This is a genomic window from Streptomyces sp. NPDC006309 (assembly GCF_040613095.1).
Lineage (GTDB): Bacteria > Actinomycetota > Actinomycetes > Streptomycetales > Streptomycetaceae > Streptomyces.
This window is the reverse complement of the sequence record NZ_JBEXRO010000001.1, coordinates 466,784-491,717: the sequence shown is the minus strand read 5'-3', so window position 1 is coordinate 491,717 and position 24,934 is coordinate 466,784. Positions and strand designations below refer to the sequence as shown.

Annotated in this window: 21 protein-coding genes; 13 read left to right on the top strand and 8 right to left on the bottom strand. The window is 71.9% G+C overall.

Going from position 1 to position 24,934, the window contains the following annotated elements; genetic code table 11:
• Positions 1-8 precede the first annotated feature (8 nt).
• Entirely contained in the window at positions 9-1,496 is a 1,488-nt protein-coding gene (locus ABZ117_RS02245; protein ID WP_356816499.1) for a protein kinase, read from the top strand.
• A 151-nt stretch (positions 1,497-1,647) separates the two neighbouring features.
• Here ABZ117_RS02245 and ABZ117_RS02240 read toward each other — a convergent pair whose 3' ends face one another.
• The 3 genes from ABZ117_RS02240 to ABZ117_RS02230 form a co-directional block, all read right to left on the bottom strand.
• Entirely contained in the window at positions 1,648-1,902 is a 255-nt protein-coding gene (locus tag ABZ117_RS02240) for a hypothetical protein (RefSeq protein WP_356816497.1), read from the bottom strand.
• A gap of 68 nt (positions 1,903-1,970) precedes the next feature.
• Positions 1,971-2,915, bottom strand: coding sequence for a hypothetical protein (locus ABZ117_RS02235; RefSeq protein ID WP_356816495.1), 945 nt, complete (start codon positions 2,913-2,915; stop codon positions 1,971-1,973).
• Between the two features lie 33 nt (positions 2,916-2,948).
• Positions 2,949-3,359, bottom strand: coding sequence for an ATP-binding protein (locus ABZ117_RS02230; RefSeq protein WP_356816493.1), 411 nt, complete (start codon positions 3,357-3,359; stop codon positions 2,949-2,951).
• Positions 3,360-3,558: 199 nt separating this feature from the next.
• On the opposite strand from ABZ117_RS02230, the gene ABZ117_RS02225 reads away from it, so the two are divergent.
• Positions 3,559-4,395 (top strand): helix-turn-helix transcriptional regulator, encoded by an 837-nt coding sequence (locus ABZ117_RS02225; protein WP_356816491.1) that lies wholly within the window; start codon positions 3,559-3,561, stop codon positions 4,393-4,395.
• Positions 4,396-4,403: 8 nt separating this feature from the next.
• On the top strand, positions 4,404-4,610 hold the full coding sequence (locus ABZ117_RS02220) for a DUF397 domain-containing protein (protein ID WP_356816489.1): 207 nt from the start codon (positions 4,404-4,406) through the stop codon (positions 4,608-4,610).
• Positions 4,611-4,614: 4 nt separating this feature from the next.
• On the opposite strand, the gene ABZ117_RS02215 is transcribed toward ABZ117_RS02220, so the two are convergent.
• Entirely contained in the window at positions 4,615-5,118 is a 504-nt protein-coding gene (locus tag ABZ117_RS02215; protein ID WP_356816487.1) for a hypothetical protein, read from the bottom strand.
• A gap of 54 nt (positions 5,119-5,172) precedes the next feature.
• Here ABZ117_RS02215 and ABZ117_RS02210 point away from each other — a divergent pair, with 54 nt between their 5' ends.
• A complete protein-coding gene (locus tag ABZ117_RS02210; RefSeq protein ID WP_356816485.1) occupies positions 5,173-7,449 on the top strand; it encodes an ATP-dependent RecD-like DNA helicase in 2,277 nt (758 codons plus the stop codon).
• 178 nt (positions 7,450-7,627) lie between these two features.
• Positions 7,628-8,917: a citrate synthase gene (locus tag ABZ117_RS02205; protein WP_356816484.1), complete on the top strand. Its 1,290-nt coding sequence runs from the start codon at positions 7,628-7,630 to the stop codon at positions 8,915-8,917.
• A gap of 614 nt (positions 8,918-9,531) precedes the next feature.
• Here ABZ117_RS02205 and ABZ117_RS02200 read toward each other — a convergent pair.
• From ABZ117_RS02200 to ABZ117_RS02190, 3 genes are all read right to left on the bottom strand, one after another.
• Positions 9,532-11,790 (bottom strand): heavy metal translocating P-type ATPase, encoded by a 2,259-nt coding sequence (locus ABZ117_RS02200; RefSeq protein WP_356816482.1) that lies wholly within the window; start codon positions 11,788-11,790, stop codon positions 9,532-9,534.
• An 86-nt stretch (positions 11,791-11,876) separates the two neighbouring features.
• On the bottom strand, positions 11,877-12,116 hold the full coding sequence (locus ABZ117_RS02195; RefSeq protein ID WP_356816481.1) for a heavy-metal-associated domain-containing protein: 240 nt from the start codon (positions 12,114-12,116) through the stop codon (positions 11,877-11,879).
• Between the two features lie 182 nt (positions 12,117-12,298).
• Positions 12,299-12,499: a MerR family transcriptional regulator gene (locus tag ABZ117_RS02190; protein ID WP_356816480.1), complete on the bottom strand. Its 201-nt coding sequence runs from the start codon at positions 12,497-12,499 to the stop codon at positions 12,299-12,301.
• Between the two features lie 336 nt (positions 12,500-12,835).
• On the opposite strand from ABZ117_RS02190, the gene iolC reads away from it, so the two are divergent.
• The 6 genes from iolC to ABZ117_RS02160 all read left to right on the top strand — a co-directional run bounded on the left by iolC (position 12,836) and on the right by ABZ117_RS02160 (position 20,891).
• Positions 12,836-13,786, top strand: a complete 951-nt coding sequence (iolC, locus tag ABZ117_RS02185) for a 5-dehydro-2-deoxygluconokinase (protein ID WP_356816479.1) — start codon at positions 12,836-12,838, stop codon at positions 13,784-13,786.
• Between the two features lie 44 nt (positions 13,787-13,830).
• Positions 13,831-14,721 carry a deoxyribose-phosphate aldolase gene (locus ABZ117_RS02180; protein ID WP_356816641.1) on the top strand — a complete coding sequence of 297 codons (891 nt, stop codon included), beginning with the start codon at positions 13,831-13,833 and terminating at the stop codon, positions 14,719-14,721.
• 7 nt (positions 14,722-14,728) lie between these two features.
• On the top strand, positions 14,729-15,553 hold the full coding sequence (iolB, locus tag ABZ117_RS02175; protein WP_356816477.1) for a 5-deoxy-glucuronate isomerase: 825 nt from the start codon (positions 14,729-14,731) through the stop codon (positions 15,551-15,553).
• Entirely contained in the window at positions 15,550-17,427 is a 1,878-nt protein-coding gene (gene iolD, locus ABZ117_RS02170; protein WP_356816475.1) for a 3D-(3,5/4)-trihydroxycyclohexane-1,2-dione acylhydrolase (decyclizing), read from the top strand. The genes iolB and iolD overlap by 4 nt, the downstream gene beginning before the upstream one ends.
• A gap of 15 nt (positions 17,428-17,442) precedes the next feature.
• Positions 17,443-18,945 carry a CoA-acylating methylmalonate-semialdehyde dehydrogenase gene (mmsA, locus tag ABZ117_RS02165; protein ID WP_356816473.1) on the top strand — a complete coding sequence of 501 codons (1,503 nt, stop codon included), beginning with the start codon at positions 17,443-17,445 and terminating at the stop codon, positions 18,943-18,945.
• A 470-nt stretch (positions 18,946-19,415) separates the two neighbouring features.
• The gene (locus tag ABZ117_RS02160; RefSeq protein WP_356816471.1) at positions 19,416-20,891 is read left to right on the top strand and encodes an APC family permease; all 1,476 of its coding nucleotides are present in this window, start codon (positions 19,416-19,418) and stop codon (positions 20,889-20,891) included.
• Between the two features lie 3 nt (positions 20,892-20,894).
• Here the strand turns inward: ABZ117_RS02160 and ABZ117_RS02155 are convergent, their stop codons facing one another.
• Entirely contained in the window at positions 20,895-21,302 is a 408-nt protein-coding gene (locus tag ABZ117_RS02155; RefSeq protein WP_356816469.1) for a GNAT family N-acetyltransferase, read from the bottom strand.
• A gap of 115 nt (positions 21,303-21,417) precedes the next feature.
• Between ABZ117_RS02155 and ABZ117_RS02150 the strand changes: the two genes are divergently transcribed.
• Together ABZ117_RS02150 and ABZ117_RS02145 are read left to right on the top strand one after the other, a co-directional pair.
• The gene (locus tag ABZ117_RS02150; RefSeq protein WP_356816467.1) at positions 21,418-24,069 is read left to right on the top strand and encodes a CocE/NonD family hydrolase; all 2,652 of its coding nucleotides are present in this window, start codon (positions 21,418-21,420) and stop codon (positions 24,067-24,069) included.
• On the top strand, positions 24,066-24,920 hold the full coding sequence (locus tag ABZ117_RS02145) for an ABC transporter permease (RefSeq protein ID WP_356816465.1): 855 nt from the start codon (positions 24,066-24,068) through the stop codon (positions 24,918-24,920). The genes ABZ117_RS02150 and ABZ117_RS02145 overlap by 4 nt, the downstream gene beginning before the upstream one ends.
• Positions 24,921-24,934 lie beyond the last annotated feature (14 nt).

Here is a 24,934-nt window from a genome sequence, read left to right as displayed (position 1 = left end):
GAGATGACATGAGGCTCAGCCGGCCGGCCCTGGCGCTGTCCCGGTGCGCCACGGAGGTGCTGGGCGGGCGGTACCGTCTGGACGCGGTCATCGGCTCGGGCGGCGCGGGCGACGTCCACCGGGGCTACGACCTGCGCCTGAAACGGCCGGTGGCGGTCAAGGTCTTCCGTACCGACGCCGACATCGACATGGAGGACCGCCTCGACAACGAGGCGGTGATCCTGGCCCGGCTGCACCATCCCGGGCTGGTCACCGTCTACGACGCCGGACGGCACAACGGTCGCGCCTACCTGGTCATGCAGCTGGTCGAAGGTCCCACGCTGAGGAAGCGCATCGCCGCGGGCCCACTGGCCCCCGGCGAGACCGCCGCGCTCGGTGCCGGCCTCGCCCCGGCGCTGTCCCACGCGCACGAGGCCGGGGTCGTCCACCGCGACGTGAAGCCCTCGAACATCATCCTGGACGCGTCCGGCCACCCCCACCTGACCGATTTCGGCATCTCCCGGCTGCTCGACTCCACCACCCGCACCGCCACCGGCACCCTCATCGGCACCGCCGCCTACCTGTCCCCCGAACAGGTGCTCGGCCGGCCCGTCGGCCCGCCCGCCGACGTCTACGCCCTCGGGCTGGTCCTCCTCGAATGCCTCACCGGCAGGCTCGAATACGACGGCGGCCCCCTGGAGGCGGCTGTCGCGCGACTCCACCGCGCGCCCGAGCTGCCCGGCTGCCTGCCGGACGAACTCGCCTCCCTGCTGCGGGACATGACCGCGCTGGAGGAGGGGACACGGCCGTCGGCACGCGAGTGCGCCGGGACACTGGCCGCCCTCGCCGGCACGGCCGACGCACGGTCCGTCGTGGTCCCGGCCGACGTCACGAGCATGGTGCCAAGCGAGGCACCGGCGAGGGCCGACGTCACGCACCCGCATCCGCCGCCCCTCGAGGGCACGCCCAGCCGGAAGGGCACGCCCGCACGGGGGCGGAGGGCGCTGGCAGGCGGAGTGGCCGCGCTCGCCGCTGTCACGGCCGCCGCGTTCACCGTCTCCGACGGCCTCTCACATCAGGGAAGCGGCGCCGGAACGACACGGGCCGCCGGTACCCCTTCCGCGCGGGCCGAGCACCCGGACGCGTCCCCCGCCGGGACCGAGCGGGGACCCTCGGCTCCCACGTCCCCCACCCGCGATGCCTCATCCGTACGGCTCCGCGACGCCGCGCTCGACCGGAGCGCGGGCCCTGCCGCCGTCACCCCGAGCCGGAAACCGAACACCGGCACGATCGCACCCGGCACGCCGGCCCCGCCCTCGCACTCCACGGCCGGTGCCCCACCGGGCAGCCGGCTCACGGAGACGTCCCCCAGGACGACGCGGGCCGGGGCCGGGGCGAAGCCCGTGAACAAGCACTCCGGCAAAGCCGGTAAGCCCGGCAAAGCCGAGAGGGCGCAGAAGAAGGCCGAGCAGAAGGCCCAGAAGGAAGCTGAGAAGAAGCTCCGGAAGAAGAAGTAACAGCAGCACCGGGCTCAACCCCGGCGGAGGCGGCCCCGCCTGCTGATGGACCTCCCCTGCGGCTCGGAGTCCACCGCGGGCGTCCAGCGCGCCGTGGGCTTCCTCCTCGGCGTGATCACCGACCCACGGCCGTAATCACCCCGAACGCCCGTCACTCCTCGGCGAACAGGTCGGCCGCGTCGGTGGCCTCTACGGCACGCTCGACCCAGGCCTCGAGCTGGTCGAGGTCCGTGCAGGCGTGCACTCGCTCGCGGACGGGGCCGGGTGCTGGGATGCCGCGCCATTCGAGGATGCGGAGGATCATCTGCCGACGGCCCTCGATGTGCCCTTGCTCCAGGCCCTGCTCCCGTCCTTCCTCGCGTACCTGTTCGGCCAGTGGGTGTCGCCAGAAGTACTGGATTGCCATCGTCGGACCCTCCGCATCCCATTGTTCAGCGGCCGTGGCCGGACTGGACCACGGCCGCTGACGACCACTCACTCTTCGGCGAACAGCTCCGCCGCGTCCGTGGCGTGGAGGGCCCGCTGTGCCCAGGTTTCGAGCTGGTCGAGGTCCGTGCAGGTGTTCACTCGCTGGTGGACGGTGTCGGGTGCGGGGAGGCCGCGCCATTCGAGGATGCGGAGGATCATCTGCCGACGGCCCTCGATGTGCCCTTGCTCCAGGCCTTGCTCCAGGCCTTGCTCCAGGCCCTGCTCCAGGCCCTGCTCCAGGCCCTGCTCCCGTCCTTCCTCGCGTACCTGTTCGGCCAGTGGGTGTCGCCAGAAGTACTGGATTGCCGTCATCAGGTCCCTCCACATCTGCTTCGCCTGGGGATCGGCCAGGCAGGAGTCGACGAACTGCACGAAGACCGCGGCACTGTCGGGGTCGATGGTCCGCAGGGCGGATGCCAGTGATTCCAGTATGGCGGGCGCCTGGGGGCCACGCCCGTGTGTCATCGCCGAGAGCACCGCAAGGGGTACGTCCCGTTCGGCCTGCCGTTCGTCGGCGATCACCGGCACGTTGTCCGGGCCGAGGACCAGTGGACGTACCGTCAGCGAGTGCCAGCCGGGGAAGCCCAGCCGGATGGGCTGGGACGCCCACCGCGCGGTGTTGCTGCTCTGGGTGATGACGATGAGCACGGGCTCGCAGCGGTACTTCTCGTACAGGTACGACAGGTAGTACGGCCAGCTGCCCCGCTTGCGGTCATCCACCTTGCCCTGGGACTCGACCACGAGGAGGTACGTCCCCTCGTCGGTCTCCGCCCGGAGCAGGGTGTCCACCCGGCGCTCGACCGGTTCGACCTCCGTGAGGTCCACGTTCAGCGCGGCGATCTCCCTCGGTTCGGGAAACGGCACGTGCAGTACCCGCTGTAATGCCCGAGTCAGCAGCGTCGGATCCTTCTGGAAGATCCGGTGCAGCGCCTCGTGCGACGAGCCGACCATCAGCTCTCCTTTCCGTACGACGTGATCAACGAGCTACGCCGCCACAAGTTCGCACCACACGTACTTCCCCCGGTCCCCGAACCGGGCCGACGGCTGCCACCCCCAGTACTGCGCGCAGGCCATCACCAGCCCCAGCCCGCGTCCCTCCTCGAGGTCCACGGCCCGCTCCAGCGGTTGGGGCGGCGGAGGCGGCGCGGGGTCCGTGTCCCACGCCCCGATCCACACCGGGCCCTCCGGTGACCGGCGGACCCGCAGTGCGGCCGGTCCCTCGGTGTGCCGTACGGCGTTCGAGACCAGCTCCGCCGCGAGCAGTTCGGCCGTGTCCACCAAGCCGATCAATCCGTGCATCGTCAGGATCAGGCGCAGGGTGCGGCGGCAGACGGAGACGGCTCTGAGGTCGTTCGGGATGTAGAGGGTGTAGTCCCAGGCGTCGTTCTCGGGCATGCGTCATCCACTCCGGTGGGGTGAGGGGTTTCGCGCGCGGTGGCATGTCGCAGCCGCCCTGGCGGGACGGAGCGTCGCACTTCCGCTGTGTGTGCGTTGCGTCACCGACCGTAGGGCTAATTGTTTAAACGGCGCAAGCCGATCGCGTAATGTGACGCCGAACGAGTAGCGCGGGCAGCCGCGTTGGGAGGAGTCGGCGATGGCATTGAGGAGCGAGCCGACAGCCCGTCAGCTGCGGCTGGCGGTCGAGCTGCGCAGGCTTCGCGAGGCGGCGGGTCTCACGGCCCGGGAGGCGGCCGGACTCCTTGGCGTGACCGCGCCGGTCATCAGCCAGATCGAGTCCGGCATCGCCGGTGTCAGCGAGCAGCGGCTGCGTCGTCTCGCCTCCCACTACGACTGCACGGACACGGAGTTCATCGACTCCCTCGTCGTCATGGCCACCGGGCGTACGCGCGGCTGGTGGGAGGAGTACCGGGGTCAGCTGCCCACGGCCTTCCTGGACCTGGCCGAACTGGAGCATCACGCCGGGTTCCTCAGGGAGGTCGCGCTGCTCTTCGTGCCGGGCCTCTTGCAGACCGAAGAGTACGCACGCGCCGTCTTCTCGGCCCGCGTGCCGGAACTGACGCCCGAGGAACTGGAGTTGCGCATTGAGCACCGCATGAGACGCCAGCAGGCCGCCTTCCCCTACGAAGCGGTGATCCATGAGGCGGCGCTGCGCATCCGGGTCAGCGATCGTGCGGCCTCGAAGGCACAACTGGCCCGCCTCCTGGAGCTATCCGACGCGGACCGCATCACCGTGCGGGTCATCCCCTTCGACCTCGACGGTTTCGCGAGGGCTTCGAGCGCCATGACCTATGCGGGCGGCCCGCTGCCCCGGCTGGACACAGTGGTGCGGGACGCGCCCCATGGCTCGGTCTTCGTCGATTCGGAGGCGCAGCTCGCGGCCTACCGAACGCGCTTCCGTAAGGTGGAGGCCGTATCCCTGGAGCCCGACCGGTCGCGTGACTTCCTGCACGAGCTGGCGAAGGAGCTGTGAGGCAATCCATGACCATGCCTGAGAACTGGCGGAAGTCCTCCCATTCCGGTGAGGGGGACGGCAACGCCTGCGTAGAGATAGCAACGACCCCCACCCACACAGCCGTCCGCGACTCCAAGGCCCCCGCCCGGGCCACCCTCACCTTCCCCGCCTCCGCCTTCACCACCTTCCTCGAAGGGCTGAAGGGGAACCCGGACGTCCACCCGCTCTCCTGAACCCTCAGAACAGGAAGACCACGGCGAGGGCGATCAGCGTGCCCAGGGCTATGAGGGCGCCGAGGAGTCCGGCCGCCAGGGCCACCTTGACGCTGGTGGGGCGGATCTCGCGCCAGCCCAGATCCCGGGCCACGCCCCGGATCAGGCGGTGGCCGGCGGCGGACGAGAAGGAGTGGCGCTCGGTGCCGTCGAGGCTGCGGCTCCAGGTGGCGTACACGTTCCGGCCGGAGGACACCGTCTTGCTGGTGCGCACTCCGCCGAGGCCCGCCTCGTACTCGACGGTGCGGACGATGTCCGTCATGGAGAAGCGCCGGTCCTCCGGGTGCAGGACGACCCGGTAGGTGTGGACCTGGCTGACCCGCCGCGCGGTCAGGGGCGACCGGGGGACGTCGACGGTCAGGTCGAAGCCCGGCACGGTCCGGCGCGGCCGGTACCGCGTGTCCGCGGTGGCGGCCACGATGCGGTCGTAGAAGTCCTGGCGGGCGTCGGCGCTGCCGGTGTCGATCACGGGCAGGCACAGTAACAGTGGGCCGCTGTCAGAGCGCACCGGTACCGTCGGATCATGTCCAACCAGGCGGGGAACCCCACGGGTGAGCGGCGTCTCGCCGTGCTCGAAGGCGTGCTGGAGCGTGTCACGTACGCCAATGAGGAGAACGGTTACACGGTCGCCCGGGTCGACACCGGCAGGGGCGCCGGGGAGCTGCTCACCGTGGTCGGCGCGCTGCTCGGGGCCCAGGTGGGGGAGTCCCTGCGCATGGAGGGGCGCTGGGGGTCGCATCCGCAGTACGGCAAGCAGTTCCATGTGGAGAACTACACGACCGTGCTGCCCGCCACCGTGCAGGGCATCCGGCGGTATCTGGGCTCGGGGCTGGTCAAGGGGATCGGGCCGGTGTTCGCCGACCGGATCACCCAGCACTTCGGGGTGGACACGCTGCGGGTCATCGAGGAGGAGCCGAAGCGGCTGATCGAGGTGCCGGGGCTCGGGCCCAAGCGAACCGCGAAGATCGCCGACGCCTGGGAGGAGCAGAAGGCGATCAAGGAGGTCATGCTCTTCCTCCAGACCGTGGAGGTGTCCACCTCGATCGCCGTGCGGATCTACAAGAAGTACGGCGACGGGTCGATCTCCGTGGTGAAGGAGCACCCCTACCGGCTCGCCTCCGACGTGTGGGGCATCGGGTTCCTCACCGCCGACAAGATCGCGCAGTCGGTCGGCATCCCGCACGACAGCCCGGAGCGGGTCAAGGCCGGTTTGCAGTACGCGCTGTCGCAGTCCGCCGACCAGGGGCACTGCTTCCTGCCGGAGGAGCGGCTGATCGCCGACGCGGTCAAGCTCCTCCAGGTCGACACGGGGCTGGTCATCGAGTGCCTCGCGGAGCTGGGCCGGGCGCCGGAGGACGGCGCCGATCCAGGGGTCGTACGGGAGCGGGTGCCCGGGCCCGACGGAGACCCGGAGCCCGTCAGCGCGGTCTACCTGGTGCCTTTCCACCGGGCGGAGCTGTCCCTGTCCGCGCAGCTGCTGCGGCTGCTGCGGACGGACCAGGACCGGATGCCCGCCTTCCGGGATGTCGAGTGGGACAAGGCCCTGGGCTGGCTGGCGTCGCGCACCGGCGCCGACCTGGCGCCCGAGCAGAAGGCCGCCGTCCGGCTCGCGCTGACCGAGAAGGTGGCCGTGCTGACCGGCGGGCCGGGCTGCGGCAAGTCGTTCACCGTCCGTTCGATCGTGGAGCTGGCCCGGGCCAAGCGCGCCAAGGTGCTGCTGGCCGCCCCGACCGGCCGGGCGGCCAAGCGGCTGGCCGAGCTGACCGGCGCGGAGGCCTCGACCGTGCACCGGCTGCTGGAGCTGAGGCCGGGGGGCGACGCGGCCTATGACCGGGACCGGCCGCTCGACGCCGACCTGGTCGTCGTGGACGAGGCGTCGATGCTGGACCTGCTGCTCGCCAACAAGCTCGTGAAGGCCGTACCGCCGGGCGCGCATCTGCTCTTCGTCGGGGACGTGGACCAGTTGCCGAGCGTGGGTGCCGGGGAGGTCCTGCGTGATCTCCTCGCCGACGGCAGCCCGGTCCCTTCCGTCCGGCTCACCCGGGTCTTCCGGCAGGCCCAGCAGTCCGGCGTGGTCACCAACGCGCACCGGATCAACGCCGGGCAGCAGCCGCTCACCGACGGGCTGAAGGACTTCTTCCTCTTCGTCGAGGACGACACCGAGGCCGCCGGCCGGCTCACCGTGGACGTGGCGGCGCGCCGGATTCCGGCCAAGTTCGGGCTGGACCCGCGCCGGGACGTGCAGGTGCTCGCGCCGATGCACCGGGGGCCGGCGGGCGCGGGGGCGCTGAACGGGCTGTTGCAGCAGGCCATCACGCCGGGGCGCCCCGATCTGGCGGAGAAGCGGTTCGGCGGCCGGGTCTTCCGCGTCGGCGACAAGGTCACCCAGGTCCGCAACAACTACGAGAAGGGGAAGAACGGCGTCTTCAACGGCACCGTGGGCGTCGTCACCTCCCTCGACCCGGTCGACCAGCGCCTGACGGTGCTGACGGACGAGGACGAGGAGGTGCCGTACGAGTTCGACGAACTGGACGAACTGGCCCACGCGTACGCGGTGACCATCCACCGTTCGCAGGGGAGCGAATATCCCGCCGTGGTGATTCCGGTCACCACCGGGGCATGGATGATGCTCCAGCGCAATCTCCTGTACACGGCGGTCACCCGGGCGAAACGGCTGGTCGTCCTCGTCGGTTCGCGCCGGGCGATCGGCCAGGCGGTGCGCACGGTGTCGGCCGGGCGCCGCTGCACGGCCCTGGACCACCGGCTCCTCGGGAAAAATGATCGATCAAATGAGTCATGAAGGTCACAGAGCACTACCGGATGCCCCGTGCAGGGGGCAGGATGAGCAGGTTGACGGCACTGAGTGCCGCCAATAGGCCCAATGGTCGACCCCGAGTGCACTCTCCTGAGCCAAATGGGGGATGGTAGAGACAGTCAGGGCACCTCGAAGATGAGGCACTACGTCGGTGAGGGAAGACGTGAGCGACAACTCTGTAGTACTGCGGTACGGCGACGGCGAATACACCTACCCGGTGGTCGGCAGCACCGTCGGCGACAAGGGCTTCGACATCGGGAAGCTCCGCGCCCAGACCGGTCTGGTGACTCTGGACAGCGGTTACGGCAACACGGCCGCCTATAAATCCGCCATCACCTACCTCGACGGCGAGGCGGGCATCCTCCGCTACCGCGGCTACCCCATCGAGCAGCTGGCGGAGCGCTCCACCTTCCTCGAGGTGGCGTACCTGCTGATCAACGGCGAGCTGCCCACCGTCGACGAGCTGACGACGTTCAAGAACGACATCACGCGGCACACCCTGCTGCACGAGGACGTCAAGAACTTCTACAAGGGCTTCCCGCGCGACGCCCACCCGATGGCGATGCTGTCCTCGGTCGTCTCGGCGCTGTCCACCTTCTACCAGGACAGCCACAACCCGTTCGACGAGAAGCAGCGCGACCTCTCCACGATCCGGCTGCTCGCGAAGCTTCCGACGATCGCGGCGTACGCGTACAAGAAGTCGATCGGCCACCCGTTCGTCTACCCGCGCAACGACCTCGGCTACGTCGAGAACTTCCTGCGCATGACCTTCTCGGTGCCGGCGGACGACTACGAGCTGGACCCGGTCGTGGTCTCCGCGCTGGACAAGCTGCTCATCCTGCACGCCGACCACGAGCAGAACTGTTCGACCTCCACGGTCCGCCTCGTCGGTTCCTCGCAGGCCAACATGTTCGCCTCGATCTCGGCGGGCATCAGCGCCCTGTGGGGCCCGCTGCACGGCGGCGCCAACCAGTCGGTGCTGGAGATGCTGGAGGGCATCCGCGACTCCGGCTCCGACGTCGACACCTTCATCCGCAAGGTGAAGAACAAGGAGGACGGCGTCCGCCTGATGGGCTTCGGCCACCGGGTGTACAAGAACTTCGACCCGCGCGCCCGCATCATCAAGGCCGCCGCCCACGACGTGCTCTCCGCGCTGGGCAAGGACGACGAGCTGCTCGACATCGCCCTGAAGCTGGAGGAGCACGCGCTGTCCGACGACTACTTCGTCGAGCGCAAGCTGTACCCGAACGTCGACTTCTACACCGGTCTGATCTACCGGGCCATGGGCTTCCCGACCGAGATGTTCACGGTCCTGTTCGCCCTCGGCCGCCTGCCGGGCTGGATCGCCCAGTGGACCGAGATGATCAAGGAGCCGGGTTCCCGCATCGGCCGCCCGCGTCAGATCTACACGGGTGTCGTCGAGCGCGACTTCGTGCCGGTCGAGGAGCGCTGAACCGACCGGACGGCCGGGGCCTGCCGTCACCGGCGGGCCCCGCGTCACCGGTGTGAGAGAGCAGCCGTAAGACAGACGGAAGGCGCCCCAGGACGCCGGTCCCCCCACGGGCCGACGACCAGGGCGCCTTCCCATGTCCCGGTGCGGATTCCCCCCACGGGATCCGGCCGGGCGCTCGGAGAGGACAGCGCCTGAATCGCTGTCTGTGAGCAGGACGAGCACAGCCCGTCCTGCTCCGGTGATGCGGTGCGGTCTGCCGGGACAACGCACGCTGGGAGGGCCGCTCAAAGCTCCCCGGTGTACGTGCCCCGGCAACGCAACTCTGAGGAAGTCCCCCAAGACATCCCCAGATGCCGGTCAGCGCCCCCCAAGACGCTGGTCCGACATCGCCAACTTAGACCTTCGAAGCCCTTCGAGGGTTACGTTCGCATCACTGTGATGTGCGTCTCTTGCATATGTCCTTTAGGTGCGCAAGAGGCCCGATACGTCGATCGGGTCCCAAGCGTAAGGAAGATGCGCGAGCCTCGTGAAGAGCTTATGTGAGGTGCGCGCCGGACTCCAGGGGCATGTCCGTTTCGGTCACGGGCAATCTGTGCCGGTTCCGCCGCGCCGGTTCACCGGAAGGTCCGCAGCCGCAGGCTGTTGGTCACCACGAACACCGAGGAGAAGGCCATCGCGGCACCCGCGATCATCGGGTTGAGCAGTCCCGCGGCGGCCAGCGGCAGCGCGGCGACGTTGTAGCCGAAGGCCCACACCAGGTTGCCCTTGATGGTGGCCAGCGTCCTGCGCGAGAGCCGGATCGCGTCGGCGGCCACGCGCAGGTCCCCGCGCACCAGGGTCAGGTCGCCGGCCTCGATCGCCGCGTCGGTGCCGGTGCCCATGGCGAGGCCCAGGTCGGCCGTGGCGAGCGCCGCCGCGTCGTTCACGCCGTCGCCCACCATCGCCACGGACCGGCCCTCGCGCTGGAGGCGCCGTACGATGTCCACCTTGTCCTCGGGCAGCACCTCGGCGTAGACGTCCGCGGAGTCGATGCCGACGCTCCGGGCGACGGCCTCGGCGACCGTCCGGTTGTCGCCGGTGAGGAGCACCGGTGTGAGCCCCAGCCCGCGCAGCGCGCGCACCGCCTCGGCGCTGGTCTCCTTGACCGTGTCGGCCACCGCGAGGACGCCGCGGGCCCGCCCGTCCCAGCCGGCCACGACGGCCGTACGGCCTTCCCGCTCGGCCTCGCGTGCGGCGCGGGCCAGCTCCTCGGGAAGGTCGTCGTAGAGACGGCCCACGGCCACCTCATGGCCGTCCACGCGCCCGCGTACGCCCCGTCCGGGCACGTTCTCGAAGTGGTCGGCCGCCGGGAGCGCGCCGGCGCGCTCTTCGGCGCCCGCGGCGATCGCACGCGCGACCGGGTGTTCGGAGGCGTGCTCCAGGGCGCCCGCGAGCCGCAGCAGCTCCTTCTCGTCCTCGCCGTCGGCGACGTACACCGCCTGGAGGCTCATCCGGCCGGTGGTGACCGTGCCGGTCTTGTCGAGGACGACCGTGTCGACGCGGCGCGTGGACTCCAGCACCTCGGGGCCCTTGATCAGGATGCCGAGCTGGGCGCCGCGGCCGGTGCCGACCATCAGCGCGGTCGGGGTGGCCAGGCCCAGCGCGCACGGGCAGGCGATGATCAGGACGGCGACGGCGGCCGTGAACGCGGCGACCGTGTCCCCGGTGACGCCCAGCCACACGCCGAACGTGCCGAGCGCGAGGAGGATGACCACGGGCACGAAGACCGCGGAGATCCGGTCGGCGAGCCGCTGCACCTCGGCCTTGCCGTTCTGTGCGTCCTCCACCAGCTTCGCCATCCGGGCGAGCTGGGTGTCCGCGCCGACCCGGGTGGCCTCGACGACCAGCCGTCCGCCCGCGTTGACCGTGGCGCCGGTGACCCGGTCGCCGGGGCCGACGTCCACCGGCACCGACTCGCCGGTCAGCATGGAGGCGTCCACCGCGGAGAGGCCCTCCGCCACCGTGCCGTCGGTGGCGATCTTCTCGCCGGGCCGGACGACGAACCGGTCGCCGACGGCCAGGGAGGACACCGGTACGCGCACTTCGCGGCCGTCCCGCAGGACCGCCACCTCCTTGGCGCCCAGCTCCATCAGGGCCCGCAGGGCGGCACCGGCGCGCCGCTTGGAGCGGGCCTCCAGGTAGCGGCCGAGCAGGATCAGCGCGACGACCCCAGCGGCGACCTCCAGATAGATGGTGGAGGCGCCGTCCGTGCGGGACACGGTCAGGCGGAACTCGTCGTGCATCCCGGGCATGCCCGCGTCGCCGAGGAACAGGGCCCACAGCGACCAGCCGAACGCGGCCAGCGTGCCGACCGAGACGAGGGTGTCCATGGTGGCGGCACCGTGCCGGGCGTTGGTCCACGCGGCCCGGTGGAAGGGGGCGGCGCCCCAGACGACCACGGGCGCGGCGAGCGTCAGCGACAGCCACTGCCAGTTGTCGAACTGGAGTGCCGGGATCATGGCGAGCAGGACGACGGGGGCCGCGAGCAGCGCGGAGACGAGCAGGCGGTGCCGCAGGGCGCCGAGTTCGGGGTCCCGGCCGGGCGTCTGCGGCCCGTCCGCGGCCTCGGGTGCGGGATCCGGCGGCGGGGGCTCCTCGGCGGTGTAACCGGTCTTCTCCACGGTGGCGATCAGGTCGGCGACCTCGACGCCGTCGGCGTAGGCGACCCTGGCCTTCTCGGTGGCGAAGTTGACGGTGGCGCTGACGCCGTCCATCCGGTTGAGCTTCTTCTCCACCCGGGCGGCACAGGAGGCGCAGGTCATGCCGCCGATGAGCAGCTCGACCCGGTGGGCCGCGTCCGCGGTTATGGCTGTCTCTGCGGTGGTGCTGGTCATGTCCGGACTCCAGACATCGGACCGGACCGTACGGATCCAGTATCAGCTGGTCGGCGCGGCCCGGTCGGGGAAAGGGGGAGTCTTTCTCAGGCCTTGCCGGCCAGCTCGAAGCCGGCCTCGTCCACGGCGGCGCGGACGGCCTCCTCGTCCAGCGGGGCGTCGGAGACGACGGTCACCTCGCCCTTCGACGCGACGGCCTGCACCGAGGTGACGCCGGGGATCCGGGAGATCTCGGCGGAGACGGAGCCCTCGCAGTGGCCACAGCTCATGCCGGTCACCTGGTAGACGGCGGTGACGGAGCCCGGGGTGTCGGTGTGGGCGGTCATGTCATTACTCCTCGTCGAGGCGGGTGGGGCCGGTGGGGCCCACGGGGGAGCCCCACGTTCTTCAGGTTATACCCCTAGGGGGTATTTCACCAAGGGGGGTCCCGGCGTGCCGGAAGCGCCGTGCGGCCGGCGCTTCCGGGTACCCCGCGCGCGTGCCGCCTCTCCCGGCGGCCCGGCGGGGATCAGCCGCCCCCGCGGCCGCGGTTGCCGGGCCGGGAGGCGACCCAGGCGCGGACGGTGTCGGCGTACCAGTAGGGCTTGCCGCCCTCGACATGGTCGGGTGGGGGCAGCAGCCCGTGTTTGCGGTAGGACCGCACGGTGTCCGGCTGGACCCGGATGTGCGCCGCGATCTCCTTGTAGGACCAGAGCCTTCGGTCGGTCATGAGCCGTACCTCCCCGCGCGCGCCGCGGCGGCGGCCGGGTACGGCCGCCGGGGGGACCGGGCGCTGCGCTGGCGATCACCAAGCCTGTGCCCGTTGAACGACGCAGAGTTACCGGCCGGACACCCTTGTCGTCCGGGTGTGACCGAGAGCCCGCGTATACGTGACATGTGTGACAGGAAGAGGGTGTTTGTGACACGACCGCCACAGAAGGGCGGCGCCCCGACGGGGTCCCGTCCCACCCCGGGAGGGAACTCGTCCGAATGTCCGGACAAAACATTGACAGGGCTCGGCGCGCGGGACTAGAAAGCCGGGGAGAGCCACGACGAAGGGATGCCGATGGCCTACGACCTGATCACCATGGGGCGGATCGGAGTGGACCTCTACCCGCTCCAGACCGGTGTCCCGCTCGCCCGGGTGTCGTCCTTCGGCAAGTTCCTCGGCGGGTCGGCCGCGAACGTCGCGGTCGCCGCGGCCCGGCTCGGCCGGCACACCGCCGTGATCACCCGCACCGGCGACGACCCGTTCGGCGCCTACCTCCACGAGGCGCTGCGCGGCTTCGGCGTCGACGACCGCTGGGTGACCCCCGTCCCCGGCCTGCCCACCCCGGTGACCTTCTGCGAGGTCTTCCCGCCGGACGACTTCCCGCTCTACTTCTACCGGCAGCCCAAGGCCCCCGACCTGGAGATCGACGCCCACCAGCTGGACCTGGACGCCGTCCGCGGGACCCGGATCTTCTGGGTCACCGGCACCGGCCTGAGCGAGGAGCCCAGCCGTACGGCCACCCTCGCCGCCCTCGCCCACCGGGCCCGGTCGGGGACCACCGTCCTCGACCTCGACTGGCGCCCCATGTTCTGGGCCGATCCCGCCTCCGCCCGCCCGTTCTACACCGAGGCCCTGCGCCACGCCACGGTGGCCGTCGGCAACCTGGACGAGGTCGAGGTCGCCACCGGGGAACGCGAGCCGTATGCCGCCGCCCGCGCCCTGCTGGCCGCCGGCGTCGAGCTGGCCGTCGTCAAGAAGGGACCCGAAGGGGTCCTCGCCGTCCGCGGTGACGGCGAAAGCGCCGAGGTCCCGCCCCTGCCCGTCACCGTCCTGAACGGACTCGGCGCCGGCGACGCCTTCGGCGGCTCCCTCTGCCACGGCCTGCTGGCCGGCTGGGACCTGGAGACGGTCATGCGGCACGCCAACGCGGCCGGCGCCATCGTCGCCTCCCGCCTGGAGTGCTCCTCCGCCATGCCCGGCCCCGACGAGGTGGCCGCCGCGCTCGAAGCCGGAGCGGTCCGGTGAGGGCGGGCCGCGTCACGGGCACGCACACCCACGGCGGCGACGGGATCCGCCCTTCCCGCGTGGACGTCTCCGAACTCGTCCGCGTCCGCACCCGGCACCCCGAGGCGATCGCCGAGGCCGCCGCCCGCCGGGCCCGCAGACCCCTGCTGGACGACAGCGGCCGGCTGATGATCGTCGCCGCCGACCACCCGGCCCGCGGCGCCCTCGGCGTCGGCGGCCGCGGACTCGCCATGGCCAACCGCGCCGACCTCCTCGGACGCCTCTGCCTCGCCCTGTCCCGGCCCGGCGTCGACGGCGTCCTCGCCACCGCCGACATCCTGGACGACCTGCTGCTGCTCGGCGCCCTGGAGAACAAGGTCGTCATGGGGTCGATGAACCGCGGCGGCCTCCAGGGGGCCAGCTTCGAGCTGGACGACCGGTTCACCGGCCACCGCCCCGAGGACATCGAGCGACTCGGCTTCGACGCGGGCAAACTGCTGCTGCGCGTCGACTACGCCGACCCGGGATCCCTGACCACCCTGGAGTCCGCCGCCCGCGCCATCGACGCCATGGCCGCCCGCCGGCTCCCGGTGTTCGTCGAGCCGTTCATCAGCCGCCGCACCCCCGAGGGCAGGCTGGGCAACGACCTGTCGGCCGAGGCGGTCACCCGGTCCATCGCCATCGCCTCGGGCCTCGGCGGCTCCTCCGCCTACACCTGGCTGAAGGTGCCGGTCACCGACGACCCCGGCGACATGGCCCGGGTGATGGAGACGTCGACGCTGCCCGCCGTGCTGCTCGGCGGCGATGTCGGGGACGACCTGGAGGGGGCGTACGCCAAGTGGCGCGGCGCCCTGCGCCTGCCCACCGTGCGCGGCCTGGTCGCCGGCCGCTCGCTGCTGTACCCGGCGGACGGCGACGTGGCCGCCGCCGTGGACACCGCCGTAGGACTGCTGTGAGGGCCGCATGACGAGCACCGACCTGCATCTGCCCAGGGGCGCCACCGCGAACGACCGGTACGCCGTCGACATCGGCCCCGAGCGGGCCGGGTGGACGCACAGCAGCCTGCGCGTCGTGGAGCTGACACCGGGCGGTACACAGACGTTCACCACCGGGGACAGCGAATGGATCGTGCTTCCGCTGGAAGGCGGATGTACCGTGCGGATCGAGCAGAGCGAGTTCCAACTCCTGGGCCGGGAGAGTGTGTTCGCGGACGTCTCCGACTTCGCGTACGCCCCCCGGGACACCCGGGTCCAGATCGCCTCCGGCGCGGGAGGCCGCTTCGCCCTGGCAGGAGCGAAGTGCGAGCGACGACTCCCCGCCCGCTACGGCCCCGCGCCGGAGGTACCCGTCGAGGAGCGCGGCAGCGGCAGGTGCGCCCGCCGGGTGCGCAACTTCGCCTCGGCCGACACCTTCGACTGCGACAGGCTGATCGCCGTCGAGGTGATCACCCCGGGCGGCAACTGGTCCTCGTACCCGCCGCACAAGCACGACGAGCACCGGCCGGGCGAGGAGTCCGAGCTGGAGGAGATCTACTACTTCGAGATCGACGGCCCGAACGGTCTCGGCTACCAGCGCGTGTTCCCCTCCCGGCCGGGCGGCTGCGACCTGCTCGCCGAGGTCCGCTCCGGCGACGCGGTCCTCGTCCCCGACGGCTGGCACGGCCCCTCCATCGCCCAGCCCGGGCACGACCTGTACTACCTGAACGTCATGGCCGGCCCCGGCGCGACGCGTGAGTGGCGGATCTGCTTCCACCCCGACCACACCGAGACCACAGGGGGATACCGATGACGACGCGGCTGACCGTCGCCCAGGCACTCGTCCGCTTCCTCGCCGCCCAGTACACCGAGCGGGACGGGGAGCGGCGGCGGCTGATCGGCGCCACCTGGGGGATCTTCGGGCACGGCAACGTCGCCGGGATCGGCCAGGCGCTGATCGAGTACGCCGACGTCATGCCGTTCCACCAGGGCCGCAACGAGCAGTCCATGGTGCACGCGGCGGTCGGCTACGCCCGCCAGTCCAACCGCCTGTCCACGCACGCGGTGACGACGTCCATCGGCCCCGGCGCGACCAATCTCGTCACCGGCGCCGCCCTGGCCACCGTCAACCACCTGCCGGTGCTGCTCCTGCCCGGCGACGTCTTCGCCACCCGCCCGGCCGACCCGGTGCTCCAGCAGCTGGAGGTGCCGTACGCGGGCGACGTGTCGGTCAACGACACCCTGCGCCCGGTGTCCCGGTACTTCGACCGCGTCACCCGCCCCGAGGCGCTGATCCCGGCGGCCCTCCAGGCCGTGCGGGTCCTCACCGACCCGGTCCGGACCGGCGCGGTCACCCTCGCCCTGCCGCAGGACGTGCAGGCGGAGGGCTACGACTGGCCGGAGGAGTTCTTCGCCGAGCGCGTGTGGACCGTACGCCGGCCGGGCGCGGACCCGGCCGAGCTGGCGCAGGCGGTCCGGGCGGTCCGGCAGGCGCGCCGGCCGCTGGTCGTCGCGGGCGGCGGAGTGCACCACAGCCGCGCGGAGGAGGCCCTCGCGCAGTTCGCGTCGGCCACCGGCATCCCCGTCGCCTCCACCCAGGCCGGCAAGGGCTCCCTGCGCCACGACCATCCGCAGGACGTCGGCGGGATCGGGCACACCGGCACCGCGACCGCCGACGAGCTGGCCCGCACGGCCGACCTGGTGATCGGCGTCGGCACCCGGTACACCGACTTCACCACCGCCTCCGGCACCCTCTTCGCCCACCCGGACGTCCGCTTCCTCAACCTCAACATCGCGCCCCACGACGGCCACAAGCTCGCCGGCCTCCCGCTGATCGCCGACGCCCGCAGCGGGCTCGTCGAGCTGACCGAGGCACTGGCCATGCACGGGCACACGGTCCCCGGCTCCTACGTCGCCGCGTACACCGCGGACAAGGAGCGCTGGGAGCGGCGCGTCGACGCCTGCCTCACGGCCGGCGACGACGGCGCACGGCCGACCCAGCCGCAGGTCATCGGCGCCCTCGACGCGCTCGTGGACGAGTCGGACATCATCGTCAACGCGGCCGGCTCGCTCCCCGGCGACCTGCACAAGCTGTGGCGGACGCGCTCGCGCGACCAGTACCACCTGGAGTACGGCTACTCCTGCATGGGCTACGAGATCCCGGCCGCGCTCGGCGTGAAGCTCGCCGCGCCGGAGCGGAACGTGTGGGCGCTGGTCGGCGACGGCACGTACCTGATGATGCCGACGGAGATCGTCACCGCCGTGCAGGAGGGCGTCGCGATCAAGGTCGTGCTGGTGCAGAACCACGGGTACGCCTCGATCGGCGGCCTGTCGGAGTCGGTGGGCGCCGAGCGGTTCGCCACCGCCTACCGGTTCCCGGCCGGGCAGGGCGGGTGCACGGGTGCCCCGCTGCCCGTCGACCTCGCCGCCAACGCGGCCAGCCTGGGCATGCGGGTGCTGCGCGCCGGGACCGTACGGGAACTGCGGGAGGCGCTCGCCGAGGCCCGGGCCGCCGGCACTCCCACATGTGTCTACGTGGAGACCGAAACGTCCGACACTGTGTCGGGCGCGCCCGAGGCGCAGGCCTGGTGGGATGTTCCTGTGGCCGAGACCGCGACCCGACCGTCGGCGGTCCGGGCACGCGAGCTGTACGAACGGCACGTCTCGACCCGACGCCGCCATCTGTAGAAGGAGTTTCTGGGCATGACGAAAATCGTCAACCACTGGATCGGCGGAAAGACCGTCGAAGGCGCGTCGGGCACGTACGGGCCGGTCACCGACCCGGCGACCGGCGCGGTCACCACCAAGGTCGCCTTCGCCTCGGCCGAGGAGGTGGACGCGGCGGTCGCGGCCGCCAAGGACGCCTTCCTGACCTGGGGCCAGTCCTCGCTGGCCCAGCGGACCACCGTCCTGTTCCGGTTCCGCGCGCTGCTGGACGCCCACCGCGACGAGATCGCCGAGCTGATCACCGCCGAGCACGGCAAGGTGCACTCCGACGCGCTCGGCGAGGTCGCGCGCGGCCTGGAGATCGTGGACCTGGCCTGCGGGATCAACGTCCAGCTGAAGGGCGAGCTGTCCACGCAGGTCGCCAGCCGGGTCGACGTGGCCTCGATCCGCCAGCCGCTCGGTGTCGTCGCGGGCATCACGCCGTTCAACTTCCCCGCGATGGTCCCGATGTGGATGTTCCCGCTGGCCATCGCCACCGGGAACACCTTCGTGCTGAAGCCGTCCGAGAAGGACCCCTCGGCCGCCGTCCGGATCGCCGAGCTGCTGGCCGAGGCGGGCCTGCCCGACGGTGTGTTCAACGTCGTCCACGGCGACAAGGTGGCCGTCGACCGGCTCCTGGAGCACCCGGACGTCAAGGCCGTCTCCTTCGTCGGCTCGACCCCGATCGCCCGCCACATCCACACCACCGCCTCCGCCCACGGCAAGCGCGTGCAGGCACTCGGCGGCGCCAAGAACCACATGCTGGTCCTGCCGGACGCCGACCTGGACGCGGCGGCCGACGCGGCGGTCTCGGCGGCGTACGGCTCGGCGGGCGAGCGCTGCATGGCCATCTCGGCCGTGGTGGCCGTGGGCGCGATCGGCGACACGCTGGTGGAGAAGATCCGCGAGCGCGCCGAGAAGATCAAGATCGGCCCGGGCAGCGACCCGGCGTCCGAGATGGGCCCGCTGATCACCAGGGCGCACCGCGACAAGGTCGCCTCGTACGTCTCCGGCGCCGCCGCCGAGGGCGCGGAGGTCGTGCTCGACGGCACCGGGTACACCGTCGAGGGCTACGAGGACGGCCACTGGATCGGCATCTCGCTGCTCGACAAGGTGCCGACCGGCGCGAAGGCGTACCAGGACGAGATCTTCGGCCCGGTGCTGTGCGTGCTGCGCGCCGAGACCTACGAGGAGGGCCTCGCGCTCATCAACGCCTCGCCGTTCGGCAACGGCACCGCGATCTTCACCCGGGACGGCGGCGCGGCCCGCCGCTTCCAGCTGGAGGTCGAGGCAGGCATGGTCGGCGTGAACGTGCCGATCCCGGTCCCCGTCGGCTACCACTCCTTCGGCGGCTGGAAGGACTCGCTCTTCGGCGACCACCACATCTACGGCAACGACGGCACGCACTTCTACACCCGCGGCAAGGTCGTCACCACCCGCTGGCCCGACCCGGCCGACGCCCCGGCAGGCGTGGACCTGGGCTTCCCACGCAACCACTGAGCCGGACCGCACGGCGCCCCGCCCCCCTCCGCGCGCCGGAGGGGGGCGGGGCGCCGCCGTGTCCGGCCCCGGCGCGCCCCCAGCGGGCGATGTTGACATGAGCGCGACCAGATTGGCGGTCCGGATACCGGACGGCTGACATTTTTTTGAAACACACGCTGCGGTTCCCGTTCCAGCCGGACGAAACGGATGACGAAGGGGTTTCTCCGGAAACACCTTTGAAAACAAGGTCACACTTGGTTGAAGCTTGATGGATGCACCTATGGGGCGTCACAGCCTGGGAAAGTGATGCGGTGCCGGATCTTCCGCGGGTGCGGATTCCGCAGGTAAACGGCCATTGACGTGACGGTTTTCGTCGGGGTTCTCTAGGCAACGCCGGGAGCGGACGAGATGAACGTACGACGATCCGCCGGAGGCGATATCGCTCCCGACCCCCACCCTCAGCCGCTCACGTCGATCGGAACCGCCGCATGACCGACACGCTCCCGAAGTCCGTGGCCGACACCGCGACAGCACCCGCACCCGAGCTGAAGCGCTCCATCGGTGTCGTCGGCGGCACGCTGCTGACGCTGTCCTGCGTCACGCCCGCCTCCACGCTCTTCGTCGTCGTCCCCGACCTGTTCGGTTCACTCGGCACCGCCACCGCCCTCACGATCGGCATCGGCTCCCTCCTCTGCATCGCCGTCGCGTTCTGCTACTCGGAGCTGGGCACCCTCATCCCCAGCGCGGGCGGCGAGTACGCCATGGTCTCCACGATGGCCGGACGGCTCGCGGGCTGGCTCGTCTTCGTCCTCTCCCTGCTGGTCGTCATGATCGTGCCGCCCGTCATCGCCATGGGCACCGCCGACTACCTCGCCCCGCTCGTCCACCTCGACCCGGCGATGACCGGCGCCGGCGTCATGCTGCTCGCCACCCTCGCCGGCCTGCTCGACCTGCGCGCCAACGCCTGGATCACCGGCATCTTCCTGGTCCTGGAGGTCATCGCCGCCGGGGTCGTCGCCCTGCTCGGCTTCTCGCACAGCCACCGCGGGCTGAGCAGCCTGACCTCCATGCAGGTCGCCGGCTCCGGCGGCCACGCGGACACCGTGACCGCCATGCTGGTCGTCTCCGGGCTCGCCATCGCGCTCTTCGTCACCCAGGGCTTCTCCACCGCCGTCTACCTCTCCGAGGAACTGGAAGACCCGCGCCGCAACGTCGCCCGGACCGTCATGGCCACCCTCGCCATCTCCACCGTGGTCATCCTGGTCCCGGTCGCCGCCATCACCATGGGCGCCGGCGACCTCAAGGAACTGACCGGCGGCGACATCAGCGCCATGGTCACCGCCTGGTCCAACTCCGCGGTCGGCACCTTCGTCAGCCTCTGCGTCGCCCTCGCGATCATCAACGCGGGCATCGTCATGGTCATCCAGAACTCCCGCGTGCTGTTCGCCTCCGCCCGCGACAAGGCCTGGCCCGGCCCCGTCAACAGCCTCTTCGCCAAGCTCGGCCGCTTCGGCTCCCCGTGGGTCGCCACGCTCGCGGTCGGCGTCCCCGGCGCGCTGCTCTGCTTCGTCAACCTGGACACCCTGTACGGCGTCACCGGCGTCTCGGTGACCGGCATGTACCTGCTCGTCGCGGTCGCCGCCCTGCTCTCGCGCCGCGGCTCCCACAAGCACACGACCGCCTGGCGGATGCCGCTGTGGCCCGCGGTGCCGCTCCTGCTGATCGCCGTCCTCGCCTACATCCTGACCCAGCAGGAGGCGTCCTACCTGCTGTGGACCGGCGGCATCACCGCCGTCGCCACCCTCTACTGGGCGCTCTACCTGCGCCCGCGCCGCGAGACCCGCTGGCTGGTGTCCATCCCCCAGGACGCCCAGGCGGCGGAGCACCCCCAGGCGCCCGAGAACGCGCCGGCCACCGAGGGAACGCAGCTCATCGCGGGCACGCCGCTCCCCGACACGGCCTAGGGTTCACAGGACCCACGTCACCACGGTGCACGTCCCGTCGTCCTCGCCGCCCGCACTGCGATAGGCGGCGAGGGCGACGTCGTTGCCGGTGTCCACGCCGACCCACATGCCGTAGCAGCCCCGCTCCCGGGCCAGCGCGGCCAGCCGTTCCACCAGCGCCCGCCCGATGCCCCGGCGGCGGTACGGCTCCGCGACGGCCAGCTCGTACAGGAACATCTCGGTGCCCTTGTCCGGGTGGACGGTCTCCACACCGCTGACGAAACCGGCGACGGCCGGCCCCTCGTACGCCAGCAGCAGATGGTGTCCGGCGGTGGTGAGGAAGCGCTTCGCCCACTCCGTGCGCACCGGATGATCGAACAGGTGCGCGGCGGCGGCGACTTCGGCGACCGTGGCGGCCCGGCGGATCTGCATGGGCCTTCGTACCACGGGTGAAGTACGCCGGGACAGGTCCGTACGCCCCAGGGAGGGCACGCGGCTCCGTCCCCCGGCAGCGGCGGTTGTCGGTGGCGGCCCGTACCGTTGGAGCATGGATCTTCGACCTCCCCGGCTGCGGGCGCTGCTGCGCGGGCCGCGCCGGCTCCTCGCCGGCCTGGCCGCCGTCGCGGTGCTCGCCGGTGCCGGGACGTGGACGGCGGCCGTCGCCTCCGACGGCACCCGGGCCGTGCGCCGCGGCGACCGGGTGATGGCGGTCGACGGAGTGCGCCTGGACACCTCGTTCTTCACCCCGGCCGGCGCCGGCCGGCACCCCGCCGTCCTGCTCGCGCACGGCTTCGGCGGCAGCAAGGACGACATGCGCCGGCAGGCCGAGGACCTGGCCCGTGACGGGTACGCGGTGCTGACCTGGTCCGCGCGCGGCTTCGGCCGGTCCACCGGGAAGATCGGGCTGAACGACCCCGAGGGCGAGGTCGCCGACGTATCCCGGCTCGTCGACTGGCTGGCCCGGCAGCCCCAGGTCCGGCTCGACGGGCCCGGCGACCCGCGCGTGGGCGTCGCCGGCGGCTCCTACGGCGGCGCGGTCTCGCTGCTCGCCGCCGGGCACGACCGCCGGGTGGACGCCATCGCCCCGGCCATCACCTACTGGAACCTCGCGGACGCCCTGTTCCCCGACGGGGTGTTCAAGAAGCTGTGGGCCGGCATCTTCGTGAACAGCGGCGGCGGCTGCGCGAAGCTGGAGCCCGCGCTGTGCCGGATGTACGACCGGGTCGCCGAGTCCGGCACCCCGGACCCGGCCGCCCGCGCCCTGCTGGAGGCACGCTCGCCGTCCGCCGTCGGCACCCGCATCAAGGTGCCCACCCTGCTCGTGCAGGGGCAGACGGACTCCCTGTTCACCCTCGCCCAGGCCGACGCGGCCCAACGGGCGATCCGGGCGAACGGCGCCCCCGTCGACGTCGACTGGATCGCCGGCGGACACGACGGCGGCGACATGGAGAACGGCCGCGTCGAGGCACGCGTGCGTGCGTGGTTCGACCGGTACCTCAAGGGCGACAAGGCCGCCGACACCGGCCCGGCCTTCCGGATCACCCGCACCGGAGGCGTCGACTCCACCGACGGCACCGCCCAGCTGCGCGGCGCCAGTGCCGGCACCTACCCCGGCCTGCACGACCACCGGCACACCGTCGCCCTCACCGGCCGCACCCAGCACGTCGCCAACCCGGCCGGTGCCAGCCCGCCCGGCGTCTCCGCCCTGCCCGGCCTCGGCGGCTCCGGCGGCCTCGCCCAGCTGTCCGCGCTCGGCGTCGGCGTCTCCCTGGACTTCCCCGGCCAGTACGCGCGCTTCGACTCGGCACCCCTCACCCGCGACCTGCGCATCACCGGCGCCCCGACCGCCACCGTCCACGTCACCTCCACCCGCGACGACGCCGTCCTGTTCGGCAAGGTCTACGACGTCGCCCCCGACGGCACCGGGCAGGTGCTGCCCGCCCAGCTCGTCGCCCCCTTCCGGGTGACCGGCGCCAAGGCCGGCAAGGACGTCACGGTCGCCCTCCCCGCGATCGACCACGAGGTACGCAAGGGCCACCGGGTCCGCCTGGTCCTGGCCTCCACCGACCTCGGCTACGCCTCACCGGCCGCCCCGGCCACCTACACCGTCGCCCTGAAGGGCGGCCTGAGCGTGCCGACGGCCCCCGCCGTCACCACCGCGGCGGCCCCGCTGCCCGCCTGGGTGTGGTGGCTGCCCGCCGCAGGCGCGGCCACCGCGCTCGCCCTGCTGCTCACCGCCCGCCGCCGCACCGCGGCCCCCGCACCCGACCCGGAGCTGGCCGACGTCCCGCTCGTGATCAGGGACCTGCACAAGCGGTACGCCGGCTCCGCCGACCGTTACGCGGTGCGCGAGCTGTCCTTCCGCGTCGAACGCGGCCAGGTGCTCGGCCTGCTCGGACCCAACGGCGCGGGCAAGACCACCACGCTGCGCATGCTGATGGGCCTGATCGTGCCGGACGACGGCGAGATCCGGGTGTTCGGCCACACCATCCGGCCCGGCGCCACCGTGCTCTCCCGCGTCGGCGCGTTCGTGGAGGGCGCCGGCTTCCTGCCGCACCTGTCCGGCCGGGAGAACCTGGAGCTGTACTGGCGGGCCACCGGCCGCCCGGCCGAGGACGCCCACCTGGACGAGGCCCTGGAGATCGCCGGCCTCGGCGACGCGCTCGCCCGCGCCGTGCGGACCTACTCCCAGGGCATGCGCCAGCGGCTGGCCATCGCCCAGGCCATGCTCGGCCTGCCCGACCTGCTCATCCTGGACGAGCCCACCAACGGCCTCGACCCGCCCCAGATCCGCGAGATGCGCGAGGTGATGATCCGCTACGCGGCCGCCGGCCGCACCGTGATCGTCTCCAGCCATCTCCTCGCCGAGGTCGAACAGACCTGCACCCACCTGGTGGTCATGGACCGAGGCCGGCTCGTGCAGGCCGGCCCCGTCCGCGACATCACCGGCTCCGGAGACACCCTGCTGGTCGGCACCGCCGCGCCCGTGGAGGAGCCGGTGGTCGAGAAGGTGGCCGCGCTGCCCGGCGTCGCCTCCGCCGTACGCGCCGACGACGGGCTGCTGATCCGGCTCGGACCGGACGGCACCGCCGAGCGGCTGGTCGCGGAGCTGGTCCGGCTGGCGGTGCCGGTCGTCTCGGTCGGCCCGCACCGCCGCCTGGAAGACGCCTTCCTCACCCTGATCGGAGGTGCCGCATGAGCACGCTCACCGAGGTCGCCCCCGGCTACCGGGCGGGCCGCACCCTGCCGCTGCGCGTCGAGCTGGTCCGCCAGCTCACCCGGCGGCGCACACTGGTCATGGGCGCGATCCTGGCCGTGCTGCCCTTCGTCCTGCTGATCGCCTTCGCCGTCGGCGGCGACCCGGGCGCCCGGAACAACCAGGTCACCCTGATGGACACGGCCACCGCGTCCGGCGCCAACTTCGCCGCCGTGAACCTCTTCGTCTCGGCGGGCTTCCTGCTGGTCGTCCCGGTCGCCCTGTTCTGCGGGGACACGGTCGCCTCGGAGGCGAGCTGGTCCTCGCTGCGCTATCTGCTCGCCGCGCCCGTGCCCCGCGCCCGGCTGCTGTGGTCCAAGCTCGTCGTGGCGCTCGGGCTGAGCCTCGCCGCCATGCTGCTGCTGCCGCTCGTCGCCCTGGCCGCCGGCACGGCCGCCTACGGCTGGGGCCCGCTGGAGATCCCCACGGGCGGTGCGCTGGACACGGGTACGGCGGCCCAGCGGCTGGTGGTGGCCGTGGCGTACATCTTCGTCTCCCAGTTGGTCACCGCCGGGCTGGCGTTCTGGCTGTCCACGAAGACGGACGCCCCGCTCGGCGCGGTCGGTGGCGCGGTGGGCCTGACCATCGTCGGGAACGTCCTGGACGCCGTCACCGCCCTCGGCCACTGGCGGGACTTCCTGCCCGCGCACTGGCAGTTCGCCTGGGCCGACGCCGTCCAGCCGCGCCCCGAGTGGTCCGGGATGATCCAGGGCGGCGTGCTGTCCGTGACGTACGCGCTCGTGCTGTTCGCCCTCGCCTTCCGGGGCTTCTCCCGCAAGGACATCGTCTCCTGAGCCACCGGGGGGTC